Here is a 269-nt window from a genome sequence, read left to right as displayed (position 1 = left end):
ACGCGCGCAGCCTGATCCAGCGCGATCGCGGCCCCTACCTGTACCTGCCGAAGCTGCAGTCGATGGAAGAGGCCGCGCTGTGGGAGGCCGCGCTGTCGCACATCGAGGCGATGCTCGGCCTGCCGCACGGGCAGATCAAGGTCACCGTGCTGATCGAGACGCTGCCGGCGGTGTTCGAGATGGACGAGATCCTGCATGCGCTGCGCGACCGCATCGTCGGCCTGAACTGCGGGCGCTGGGATTACATCTTTTCCTACCTGAAGACCTTC

1 protein-coding gene is annotated in these 269 nt (G+C 65.4%); it reads left to right on the top strand.

What is annotated here, in order from left to right:
- Positions 1 to 269: DUF6986 family protein (locus R0J87_RS20860; protein ID WP_498888647.1), on the top strand; the 269-nt coding region annotated here is incomplete at both ends.

This window comes from Halomonas sp. SIMBA_159 (assembly GCF_046536035.1).
GTDB classification, from domain to species: domain Bacteria; phylum Pseudomonadota; class Gammaproteobacteria; order Pseudomonadales; family Halomonadaceae; genus Vreelandella; species Vreelandella venusta_A.
Note: the sequence above shows the minus strand (reverse complement) of the source record. Positions and strands in the feature narration are given on the sequence as shown.